Source organism: Agrobacterium sp. CFBP2214, from assembly GCF_030209895.1.
GTDB lineage: Bacteria > Pseudomonadota > Alphaproteobacteria > Rhizobiales > Rhizobiaceae > Agrobacterium > Agrobacterium radiobacter.
Genome location: NZ_JARVRC010000010.1, coordinates 96,604 through 108,234, shown reverse-complemented (window position 1 = coordinate 108,234; position 11,631 = coordinate 96,604). Strand labels below are relative to the sequence as shown.

At 59.7% G+C, this 11,631-nt stretch carries 7 protein-coding genes; 1 reads left to right on the top strand and 6 read right to left on the bottom strand.

What is annotated here, in order from left to right; genetic code table 11:
* Positions 1 to 6: 6 nt before the first annotated feature.
* The 4 genes from QRN60_RS21785 to QRN60_RS21770 all read right to left on the bottom strand — a co-directional run bounded on the left by QRN60_RS21785 (position 7) and on the right by QRN60_RS21770 (position 5,107).
* Positions 7 to 1,197, bottom strand: a complete 1,191-nt coding sequence (locus QRN60_RS21785) for an efflux RND transporter periplasmic adaptor subunit (RefSeq protein ID WP_003506580.1) — start codon at positions 1,195 to 1,197, stop codon at positions 7 to 9.
* 276 nt (positions 1,198 to 1,473) lie between these two features.
* Positions 1,474 to 2,976: a sensor domain-containing diguanylate cyclase gene (locus tag QRN60_RS21780; RefSeq protein ID WP_035213033.1), complete on the bottom strand. Its 1,503-nt coding sequence runs from the start codon at positions 2,974 to 2,976 to the stop codon at positions 1,474 to 1,476.
* A 168-nt stretch (positions 2,977 to 3,144) separates the two neighbouring features.
* Positions 3,145 to 3,969, bottom strand: coding sequence for a bifunctional allantoicase/(S)-ureidoglycine aminohydrolase (locus QRN60_RS21775; RefSeq protein WP_111817731.1), 825 nt, complete (start codon positions 3,967 to 3,969; stop codon positions 3,145 to 3,147).
* A gap of 91 nt (positions 3,970 to 4,060) precedes the next feature.
* Complete coding sequence (locus tag QRN60_RS21770; RefSeq protein WP_003506575.1) at positions 4,061 to 5,107, bottom strand: class I SAM-dependent methyltransferase; 1,047 nt, start codon at positions 5,105 to 5,107, stop codon at positions 4,061 to 4,063.
* A 316-nt stretch (positions 5,108 to 5,423) separates the two neighbouring features.
* Between QRN60_RS21770 and QRN60_RS21765 the strand changes: the two genes are divergently transcribed.
* Positions 5,424 to 7,418 (top strand): putative bifunctional diguanylate cyclase/phosphodiesterase, encoded by a 1,995-nt coding sequence (locus QRN60_RS21765; RefSeq protein WP_111785052.1) that lies wholly within the window; start codon positions 5,424 to 5,426, stop codon positions 7,416 to 7,418.
* Between the two features lie 34 nt (positions 7,419 to 7,452).
* On the opposite strand, the gene QRN60_RS21760 is transcribed toward QRN60_RS21765, so the two are convergent.
* Positions 7,453 to 8,529 carry an Ldh family oxidoreductase gene (locus QRN60_RS21760; protein ID WP_162686920.1) on the bottom strand — a complete coding sequence of 359 codons (1,077 nt, stop codon included), beginning with the start codon at positions 8,527 to 8,529 and terminating at the stop codon, positions 7,453 to 7,455.
* Positions 8,530 to 8,620: 91 nt separating this feature from the next.
* Positions 8,621 to 11,323 (bottom strand): DNA translocase FtsK, encoded by a 2,703-nt coding sequence (locus tag QRN60_RS21755; RefSeq protein ID WP_111817732.1) that lies wholly within the window; start codon positions 11,321 to 11,323, stop codon positions 8,621 to 8,623.
* Positions 11,324 to 11,631 lie beyond the last annotated feature (308 nt).

The following is an 11,631-nucleotide window of genomic DNA, read 5'->3' as shown; positions in this document are numbered from 1 at the left end:
CGGTCCTTATTGCTTCGCAGCGGGAGCCGCGCTCTCACTGCCGGCGGCAGTGGCGACATCGGCCTCATCAGACCACGGTTCCGGCTTCACCTTCGCGCCCGGAGCGGTCTTCTGGAAACCTTCGGCCACGACGCGGTCGCCATCCTTCAGGCCCTCGGAAATCACCCAGCGATCGCCGACGGAGCGGCCGACGCTGACGCGACGCTGCTCGACCGTGTCTTCGGCGTTAACGACAAGCACGCTGGCCTGACCGCCGGCATCGCGCTGAACCGCCTGCTGCGGCACGGCGAAGGCCGCTTTCTGGATACCCTGCTGAATCTGCACGCGGACATACATGCCCGGCAGCAGATCGCCGTTCGGGTTCGGGAATTCACCGCGCAGCGTCACCTGACCAGTTGTTTCATCCACCGCGGCTTCAGAAAACAGCAGGCGGCCCGGAACGGGGTAGCGGCTGCCGTCATCGAACAGCAGGTTGACTTCGGCTTCGTTCGGGCCGGTCATCAGCTTGCCATCCTGCAGGGCCTTGCGCAGCCGGATGAGATCGGCGGCCGGCTGGGTGAAGTCGGCATAGATCGGATCAAGCTGCTGGATCGTCGCCAGATTTTCCGAGCCGGTGGCGCTGACGAGTGCGCCTTCGGTAATACGTGCGCGACCAATCCGGCCGCCGATCGGGGCTTTGACATCGGCATATTGCAGATTGAGCTTCGCTTCCGCGACGCCGGCTTCGGCCACGGCTACCTCGGCATCGGCCTGCGCCAGCTGGGCGATGGCATTGTCGAATTCCTGCTGGGAACCAACATTGGACCGGCGCAGCTGCTGCTGCCTGTCGGCGGTCTGCCGCGCCTGAAGCTGCGCGGCCTGCGCCCGGCGCAACGTGCCTTCGGCGCTGTCGACACGCACCTGAAACGGCGCGGGATCGATCCGGTAGAGAACATCGCCTTCCTGCACCAGCGAGCCCTGTTCGAACACCCGCTCCACGATGATGCCGGAGACACGCGGACGCACTTCGGCAAGCCGCGTCGGCGCAATGCGCCCGGGCAATTCGTTGGTAATGGGAAGCTCTTCCTGCTTCACCGTCACGATCTTCACGGCACCGGGCGGCGGCGCGCCGGGCGCTGAGGCCTGCTCATCGCTACATCCGACCAAAACGATGCCTGTCAACAACACCGCCGCGATCTGCCTCAATCTCTTCGCCATACTGCGCTCCGAATCCATAAAAAAGGTCACATTTACATACATACTAAGACGTATGTAAAATTTGGCAATGAAATTGTTGCAGTGCAAAAGCTGTCTCACGCGCTTGTGAAGGCGTGAGACGGCTTGGAAACGGGAATGGCTATTGCAGAAATCGGGAAGGAGGACCGCCCTTGCGGGAAGCGCCTGTGGCGGCAGTGAACCTGCGCGTGGCCATATCGCCAGAGCATCAAACGGAAATGGCGCAAACGGGACGGCAATGTGCCGTTTCCCGCCCGCTTAGAACAGACGCTTCAGCGAGGTGGCTTCCGGCGGACCGTTCTTCGTCGTGTCGCTATTATCGGCGGATCTGTTGCGCAGGGCCGCATAATAGGCGTTCTTCTGCTCGTACATATTCATATCGGCGCGGCGCACCAGCGATTCCATCGTCTCGCCGGCCTCGCTGGTCGCCACACCCAGCGACAGGCTGAGCGGCGCGCTGGAATAGAACTGGTTGTTGATCTTCAGCAACTCATAAACGGTTTCGACCATGGCGGCGGCAACCTGCTTGTCGGCGCCGGGAAGAAGGATGGCGAATTCGTCACCGCCGATGCGCGCGGCATGGTTCGGCGCGGTCACGACGCCGTTCAGCACCTCTCCCATGCGCCGCAACAAAGCGTCACCGGCATCGTGCCCCAGCTTGTCATTGGCGTCCTTCAGGCCATTGAGATCGATAACGATCGCAGAAACCGGCCTGAGCGCGCTGCGCTCCAGCCTGTTCAACTCATCCGAATAGAAGGCGCGGTTGTGCAGCTTGGTCAGCACATCGTGCTTGCCGAGATATTCGAGATAGGCTTCAGCCTTCTTGCGCGCGGTAATGTCCGTCAACGCCACCTGCACCAGCGACCAGTCGTGCTCATGGCCCGGAAAAACGGAAAAATGCAGGAGAACGTGCCGCTCCGAACCGTCAAGCGCATAATTCACCACCTCGCGATGGTGGTTGAGATTGCCGTTCCAAAGCTCCATCAGCTGTTCGCGGAACGGCTTTTCCATCTCGCCGCGGAAAATATCGCCAAGCCGCTGCAACAGAACCTGCCGGTCCGGCGCGCAGAACAGGTCGAGCGTCGCGCGGTTGACGTCGATGACGCGAATTTCGCTCATGCATTGCCGCACGAATTCGGGATGAACATCCATGAACACGCGGAAATCGATGATGCCGCGCTCCCTGACCTCCTCGATCAATCGCCGCACCCGGCTGAAATCTTCCACCCACAGGGAAACGGGCGAATGTTTGAACATGCCTTCGGCGTAACGGCGGTTGAGACGCTCCTTGCGGCGGGCCTCCTCCCGCTCCGTCACATCCTCGGTGGTCAAAAGCAGCCGCCCGAGTGTTTCTTCGTGGCCGGGGATGACCGCACCGCGCAACTGAATATCCAGCCGCTTGCCGCCGATTGAATAATTGACCGCGTTGCTGGTGAATTCCGTCTTGCCCGCCCAGAGTTCGGAAAGCTCGTTCACATGGCTTTCCAGCATGTCGTCACGAAAAATCCGGTGCAGATTGTCAACGAGATGCGCCTGATCACGCGCCTCGAACAGCTCCAGCGTCCTGACGTTGACCTTGATCACACGGATTTTCTGGGAGCAGGCCGCAACCCTTGATAAATCTTCGAGAAGAAACGTCCTGATATCCTCGACGCCCTGCGACCGCCAGATATCGAACTGGCTTTTCACGTCGCTGAAATCTTCTATCCACATCGCCACGGGCGCGAGGTTGAAGATGTTGGTATCGATCGTCTCACTCATGCGGGCATTCTTCTTGAGGTAAATGCGGATGAAGGCCGAAAGGGTGCGGGGCGGCAATGGCCGCCCGCATCACCGGATTTATTAGAGATATTCGATTTAACGCAAGCATTTATCGCGCAAACCTTCGGATTGCGCGATAATTCCCGGGTTCTGTGACTATGATGCCCCTTACCAGAGCTTCACGTGCCGGTTCACATCCTTGTAGAGCAGGTAACGGAAGCGGCCCGGTCCACCCGCATAACAGGCCTGCGGGCAATAGGCGCGCAGCCACATGAAGTCACCCGCCTGCACTTCCACCCAATCCTCGTTCAGCCGGTAGACGGCCTTGCCTTCCAGCACATAAAGGCCGTGTTCCATCACATGGGTTTCCATGAAGGGAATGGTCGCGCCCGGCTCGAAGGTGACGATGTTGAGGTGCATGTCGTAACGTACATCCTCCGGATCGATGAAACGGGTCGTTGCCCATTTGCCGTCCGTGTCGGGCATGGGCGAGAGAGTGTTTTCATCTTCATGCGTGAAGATCACCGGCGGCGGCTCCAGACCCTCGACCACCTGAAACGCCTTGCGGACCCAGTGGAACTTGACAGGCGCCTTGCCCGAATTGCGAAGCTGCCAGCGGGAGCCGGCAGGCAGGAAGGCAAAGGAACCCTCTCGCAGGCCATGCTGCACGCCTTCGAACTCCACGGTCATTTCGCCGTCAACGACGAAGATCGCCGCCTCGGCCCGTGCGTCCGGTTCCGGCCGGTCGCTGCCGCCGCCGGGCTGCACCTCAACGATATATTGCGCGAAAGTTTCGGAAAAACCCGTCATCGGCCGGGCGATGATCCAGGCCCGGGTGCCGGTCCAGTGCGGCAGCACACTTGTCACGATATCGGACATGACGGTTTTGGGGATGACCGCATAAGCGGTCTTGAACACCGCCTTGCTCGACAGAAGTTCCGTCTGTCCCGGCAAACCGCCCATATCCGAATAATATCTCTTCATTTCAGCCATTCCATCCTGCAACGCATTCGGCGCGGATTCTTAGGCCCGCGACGAGGTTTAAGCAAATAGTTATTGGCAAGCAGAGACTGGCCGAAGGATGTCACGCCTTCTTACGCATCGTTGCGTAAACGATATTGTGGTTCTCCCCGAAGAACACCTCCGCCTCGATGCTGGAAGGATCAGCGCTGGCATTGACGATCCGCCACATATCCGCCTTGGAGCGCAACAGCAGCGCCCAGTTCATGAAGGTCTCCATGTAACCGTCGACGACGATGTCTTCCGAGAAATTGGCGAAGAGGAACATGCCGCCGGGTTTCAGCATCTCCATGCAGCGCCGCGTGAGCTTGATCGCCACACGGTCGTTCAGATAATCGTAAAGACCGGCCGCATAGACTAGGTCGAAAGTGCCGAGTTCCTGCGTGCGCAGCACGATATCGCGCACGGAACCGTCGATCGCCTCGATGCAGCTACCGTTAAAATCCCGGGCGACGGAACCGACGCTCAAGGGATCCTGATCGAGCGCCACCCAGCGCTTGATCCCGCCCTCTTTCAACGCCATGGACGCATCCGCCTCGCGCAGATGGCCGGACGCGATGGTGAGGATTTCCGTCTCATTGCCGTGCCGGGCTGCAGCCTCGTCAACGAAGCGTGTCAGCAAATCGCGCCGCTCGCGCACGGCGACCGAGGAACTGGCATCCTTCGTATAATCGTAAAGGGCGGCACCTAGCGGCGTAGCCTTCTTCACCAGTTCGGCAACACTGTCGTGACCATAAATGAAATCGAGCAGCTGCGCATCGCCCGAATAACCCCGCGGCTTTTCGAAAGACCACCGCGTGAACGGGTCCTCCAGAAAATGGCTCGAAACGGGGTGATTCTGTACCAGCGGAATCAGTTCAGCCCACACGCTGGAGTGGAGATTTTCCCGCAGGCCATGAAGTGCGCCCGCCGTTCTATGTATTATCTCACGCGCCGAAACACGATTGTCGAATTGCTGTTGTGCCAATTCGAGAATGAGCGCCACCTCTGCTTTCGCAACTGCGAACTGCTCATCGAATGTTTCCGTCCTGCGTGCAAAAATCTCTTTTGCGACAGTATCCGGGGTAATCAGACTTGCCCCGTCAAGATTTTTCTTCTTTACCCGCACCACTTCAGCCTCCAGTATTAACACATTGTTAACTATACGTTTCTGGGAGACGGAAGGCCACTCGCTTTCGATTTTTGTGCGGTGTAGGGATACATTAGTAGATTAGCGTATTTTTTTGGTCACACTCGTGAGTACGGGAGAAAGCAGATACGCGATTTAGTGAAACTTAATGTTGCGAACGTATGATGCGTTCTTCCTTTCCATGTTCTCCGCCCACATCGGCGGAGATCGACGGGAACCCGCACTGGGTGCGACAGCACACGGAAGAGTGGAATAAGCAGTTACTTAATAAAGTATACGCAACACTATGGGAAAGTGCATGAAGCACACATTGGGAGAGGTGAGTGGACAGCAAGACTATCGGCGGCCGGACTCCCGGTTTTCTGATGAACTTCTTGCCCTTTACCAGCAGGAAGGTGAGCGCAGCCGCCGTGGTTCAATCCGACGGGGCCTGTGGACCGCTGTTTTCATCTATCTGCTGTTTGCCGCAACCGACATCATTCTGATACCCGATGTCGCATCTTACACCATTCTCGCACGCTTCGCCGTCGTCATCTCATCGCTGCTGACGCTGGAAATTCAGCTGCGCAATGGCGCCAGCACTGCGGCGCTTGATCTTACCTGCGCTACCGCTCTCGTCATGGGCTATATCGGCTGGCTGTTACCTTCGCTACTGACCGACAATACCGAAAACATGTCCTACTACATGGTTTTCGGGGCGATCTTCATGATGGGCGCCAATCTGTTTTTCACCTTCCGCTTCCACCTGTCGCTGGTGTCTTCAGGCATTATTCTCGTTACCTATTTTCTGGCGGCGACGCAGTTTCCCGAAGACAGCTTCTACAAGTTCGCCTTCGGCACCTTCTACATATCCTGCTTCGTCTTCACCTCTTACGTGAACTGGAACCTGAACCGGGAACGATACCACGTCTTTGTGAACGGGCTGGAGGCAAAAGCCCAACAGAAGGCCGCGGACGAACGTGGCCAGGCGCTGTTGCGGCTGTCCAATACCGACTCCCTGACGGGCCTGCAGAACCGCCGCGCCATTGATCATCATCTGCGCCTTCTGTGGGACAATTGGATCAGGAAGGAAGAGGGCTTTGCCGTTTTTCTGATCGACGTCGACTTCTTCAAGAAATACAACGACCGTTACGGCCATCAGGAGGGCGACAAATGCCTGATGACTGTTGGCACCGCCCTGCAGGATGCCATCACCGAACACGGCGCCTCAATCGGCCGCTATGGCGGTGAGGAATTCATCGTGCTGGCGCCGTTCAAGTCCAAGCAGCAGGTTGGCGAGTTGGCCGAGACGATCCGCCACACCGTTGAAAACCTGTCGCTCGCCCATGACCAGCGCCGGGACGGCACCTTCATCGTCACCGTCAGCATCGGTGCGTCATTCACCCGCCCCAATCCGGACGGCAAGCTGGAAAAGATCATCAATGAAGCCGACCGCGCGCTCTATATTGCCAAGGGCAACGGTCGCAACTGCATGAAGCTGTTCGATCCCGATGATCCGCAGACCAGCGACGAGACGGAGAACATTGCCGCCCTCCTGAAAATCGCCATCGCGGAAAATCTCGTTTCCCTCGTCTACCAGCCGATTCTCAACATCTCGACCAATGAGACCGCGGGGGTCGAAGCGCTGATGCGGCTTCGCCTGCTGGACGGGAACCCTGTTGCACCCGGTATTTTCATTCCGATTGCCGAGCGCACCGGCACGATCATGGAACTGGGCCTGTGGACCATCAAGACCGTCTGCAAACAGATACTGGCCGATGACAAGGTGGCTGTCGTCAGCGTCAACGTCTCGCCGATGCAATTGAAAAATCCGGGTTTTGCCACCTCGGTCGCGGCCATTCTCGTGGAGGCCGGCATTGCCGGCAACAGGCTCGCCTTCGAAATCACCGAAGGCGTCGACATGGAAATGCATTCGGACGTGCTGCGGTGTCTGAACGACCTGAAGACGCTCGGCATCAATATCTGGCTGGATGATTTCGGAACCGGTTTCGCAGGCCTTTCGTGGCTGCGCATGACGGATTTCGATACCGTCAAGATCGACCGCTCCTTCCTGCATGACAGCAAGACCCCGCGTGGCCGGGCAATGCTGCAGGACATGATCCGCCTCATCCGCAACCGCGGCCACAGGATCCTGATCGAAGGCGTGGAGACCGAGGAACAGCTAAGACTGGTGCGGCAGATGGAGATCGATTACGCACAGGGTTATTATATCGGTCGCCCCGTCGTCGCCGAAAGGCTGTGCCCGGCCGCCGCCGCCTATCCGCACCCGAACATGCTGCTGCGCCCCGCCTGACCCCTGGGCTGAAGGCGGAAAGCCGCAGGCAGATTTAATGATAGGCGGGCGGGCTAACCGAGAATCTTGCCGCGAGCTCCGAGAACGCCTCCCGCGTGACGGGATCGACAGGAGCCCCTTCCCTCTCCCGTTTTGCGGCCACCGCCCACTCCCGGTCACCCGGCGCCATGACCTTGCAGTCTTCCCGCGCCGGTGATTCCCGCAGGACCTCGAGATAACGTTTCATGCCCTCATCGAACGCCTCCCGCTCCAGGAAGGCTTCCGGCTTCAGCGCCAGAACGAAGGCCCCAAGCCCGCGCGGCGTGGCAAAATCCGGCCCGCCCATGGGAGCGATATCGAAGCTGAGTTTCATGCCTGTCAGCACAGCGCTGAAAATCTCCACCATTCCCGCAAGCGCCGCACCCTTGAACCCGAACTCTCCGCCGACCGGGGCAAGCATTTCAACGGCATGCGGATCGCGCGTATCGACGCCGTCTCCATCAGAGGCAACGCCTTGCGGCAGCTGCTGGCCGAGGCTCCGGTAAAGCAGAACGCGATTATAGGGCACCGCGCTGGTGGCCATGTCCAGCAGCCAGGGCATGTCATCCGCTGCCGGCACGCCAATGGCGATGGGGTTGGTGCCGTGGAAACGCATGGCGCCATCATGCAGGCGCACGAAACTGTCCGAATTGCAGAAGGCGAGGCCGATATAACCCTGTCGCGCGGCTTCCAGCGCATAGGCGCCGGCCGGGCCGAAATGTGAGGAGTTACGGATCGCCACCGCGCCGATGCCGAATTTTTCCGCAAGCGACATGGCGCTGTCCATGGCCGCATAGGTGGCGCGGGCGCCATGGGCGTGGTCGGCATCGATCGTTTCCACTGCGCCGAAGCCGGAAACACGGGCTATCTGCGGTCGCCGATTGAGACGCCCGCCTTCAAGCGCGGTGATATAATGGGCAAGCAGGCGAACACCATGGCTGTCCACACCGAGCCTCGTGCCATGCATCATGGCGCGCGTCGCCGCATCGGCCGTTTCGTCGTCGGTGCCAGCGGCCAGGAAAACGGCGCGGCAAAACCGCTCCAGCTCATCCAGCCTCGCCAGGACGGTGGCTTTTTCATTGCTGTGCGCCATGAGGGAATCCTCCCAATTCCAGAATCCATGCCGCACAAGCTATTCACGGGGCGCGTTTTTGCAATCGAATATCGCACGCCCGAAGGCTCAATCAGTCCTCCGCCCCCATGGCATCATAGGAAGAGCGTTCGCCGGCGATGATCGCGCGTTTGCCGACATGGTTGGCAGGCCCGACAATGCCTTCCTGCTCCATGCGCTCGACGAGCGAAGCGGCGCGGTTATAGCCCACGGACAGGCGGCGCTGGATATAGGATGTGGAGCACTTCTTGTCGCGCATCACCACCTTGACGGCCTTTTCATAGAGATCATCGCTGTCGTCCTCACCCATGGCGGACTTGTCGAAAACAGCGGCTTCCTCTTCCACCTCTTCGTCGGTTTCGTCGGCGTCTTCGGTAACGGTGCCGAGATATTCCGGACGTCCCTGCGTCTTCAGATGCGCGACCACCTTTTCCACTTCCTCGTCGGAAACGAAGGGGCCGTGGACACGCGCGATGCGGCCGCCGCCCATCATGTGCAGCATGTCGCCCTGACCGAGCAGATGCTCCGCGCCCTGTTCGCCGAGGATGGTGCGGCTGTCGATCTTAGACGTCACCTGGAAGGAGATGCGGGTCGGGAAGTTGGCCTTGATCGTGCCGGTGATGACATCGACCGACGGGCGCTGGGTTGCCATGATGAGATGGATGCCGGCGGCGCGCGCCATCTGCGCCAAGCGCTGGATCGCACCTTCGATTTCCTTGCCCGCGACCATCATCAGGTCGGCCATTTCATCGACGATGACGACGATGTAAGGCATGGCCGTAAGGTCCATTTCCTCCTGCTCGTAAACCGCTTCGCCGGTGGCGCGGTCAAAGCCGGTCTGCACGTTGCAGAACACGGTCTCGCCCTTGGCCCGGGCGGCCGCGGCTCTTGCATTATAACCGTCGATATTGCGCACGCCGAGACGCGACATCTTACGATAACGGTCTTCCATTTCGCGCACGGCCCATTTCAGCGCCATGACCGCCTTTTTCGGATCGGTGACCACAGGCGTCAGCAAATGCGGAATGCCGTCATAAACCGAAAGCTCGAGCATCTTGGGATCGACCATGATCAGGCGGCACTCTTCCGGTTTCAGGCGATAGAGCAACGACAGGATCATGGTGTTGATGGCAACCGACTTGCCGGAGCCGGTGGTGCCGGCGACCAGAAGGTGCGGCATCTTCGCCAGCTCGGCGATGACAGGTTCGCCGCCGATGGTCTTGCCGAGGCAGAGCGCAAGCTTCTGGCGGGTTTCAGCGTAATCGGTCGCTTCGATCAACTCGCGCAGATAAACCGTCTCACGCACCGGGTTCGGCAGTTCGATGCCGATGACATTGCGGCCGGGCACAACGGCGACACGTGCCGAAAGCGCCGACATGGAGCGGGCGATATCGTCCGAGAGGCCGATGACGCGCGAGGACTTGACGCCGGGGGCGGGCTCGAACTCGTACAGCGTGACGACAGGGCCGGGGCGAACATCGATGATCTCGCCCTTGATGCCGAAATCCTCCAGCACGCTTTCGAGAAGTCCGGCGCTCTGCTCCAGCGCTTCCGGCGTCATGGTCGTGGTCTGCTGGACGCGGGCTTCCTGCAGAAGATCGATGGAGGGGTATTCATATTCGCCTTCGGCAAAGACCGGCGCTTCGCGGAACATCGGCTGCGAGGCCTGGATGGGCGCGCGCGGCGTGAAGCGCGGCTCGGCCGCAATTTTCTCCACCGGCTGAACCTGCTCCACAGGTCTCTGTGTCTCGACAACCATCGGCGCCTCCGCCACCAGCGGCGGCGCGATTTCCGGTTCAACGACCTGAATGGGGGCCGGGATGGCGGAATGATGCACACCGATTTCGCGGTAAAGCCTGATCGCGGAACCGCCGGGCACGGTGACAACAGGAGGCTCGGACGAAAGTACGATCGCAGCGGCGGCGGGCGATGCAAAGGCGACCGGCGCGACGACAGCAGATGCCGTGACCGAATTTGCAAGAACGGCACGCGCGGACGCAGAGACGCCCTCGCCGACACTGCCCGGCAGATCAAGCGTCATCACTTCCCAGAACAGCTCATCCGGCAGATGGGCGGCGAAAGCCGGAATGACGGCCTGCGGCGCGGTGGCCTGAACTGCACCGACAGCGGGCTCGACGGATTGCGGCTGAACCGGCGAGAATATCTGCTGCGCAGGCGCTTCTGCGGCTACGGAGATCTCCGTCTGAACCGGCATCCGGGCAGCGGCAGCCGCCTCTTCCGCCTGCTTGCGGGCAAGCTCCAGCCGCAATTTATAGGTCAGCGCCCTGGCACCCCGGGCATCCGGCGGCTGCGGCAGAAATGGCATGCGCGGCGGCATCATGCGCTGCTCCGCCGGCTTTACGTCCGGTTGGGAGACAGGAGCAACCTCCTGCTGCACAACCTGTTGCTGCTCCACCGCTTCCGGCTCCACTACTTCAGGCGGAGCCACAACCGGGACTTCCTCTTCCGGAATATTGGGTGTCTCGACCGGCATACGCCGGTTAAAGGCGCTCTCCGGCGTGCGGGTGAAACGCACATTCGGACCGAGAACAAAAGCATTCTGCCAGCCCGGCATTTCGGCACGGCCTTCTATGGCGTCGGCTGCGCTGACATCGGCATTCGGCCGGGGTGCCGCCCCCTTCATCGCCGCCGTCTGCTGACCGGCAACCGACTGGCCGCCGGCATGACGAGCCTTCTCGCTCCCCTCCCCTACGCTATTGGACGAATTCTGGAATCTGGATCGGGAGAAGCTCATGGCAGCGTGCACACTCATCATAAACGTACATATTTCGGTCTCCCTGAAATAAAAAATAAAGGTTAATTACCCCTTTCCAAACGAGATCACCGAGGCAGATTTTCACTCCGTGCACAGGCGGTGCACCGCACACGTGACTGAGGGCGCGGTATTCCAACCATCTAATTTTATTGCGTTATATCAAATTTTCAGGGCGTCACCGAAGGCAAGAAGGTAAGGCGAGAAAAGCGCATTATCGCCGGAAAGCATATTGTTTCCGCAAAGGCCCGCGCAACGTAAAATCATTGCTGTAAAGCCCGCGAATTAACGTGGACACTGCCGAGGTTGCA

What these genes read in the sequence shown, in the direction of transcription:
- QRN60_RS21765 (WP_111785052.1), top strand. Translation starts at nt 5,424, where the DNA reads ATGAAGCACACATTGGGAGAGGTGAGTGGACAGCAAGACTATCGGCGG.
- QRN60_RS21755 (WP_111817732.1), bottom strand. Translation starts at nt 11,323, where the DNA reads ATGATGAGTGTGCACGCTGCCATGAGCTTCTCCCGATCCAGATTCCAG.
- QRN60_RS21775 (WP_111817731.1), bottom strand. Translation starts at nt 3,969, where the DNA reads ATGGCTGAAATGAAGAGATATTATTCGGATATGGGCGGTTTGCCGGGA.
- QRN60_RS21785 (WP_003506580.1), bottom strand. Translation starts at nt 1,197, where the DNA reads ATGGCGAAGAGATTGAGGCAGATCGCGGCGGTGTTGTTGACAGGCATC.
- QRN60_RS21760 (WP_162686920.1), bottom strand. Translation starts at nt 8,529, where the DNA reads ATGGCGCACAGCAATGAAAAAGCCACCGTCCTGGCGAGGCTGGATGAG.
- QRN60_RS21780 (WP_035213033.1), bottom strand. Translation starts at nt 2,976, where the DNA reads ATGAGTGAGACGATCGATACCAACATCTTCAACCTCGCGCCCGTGGCG.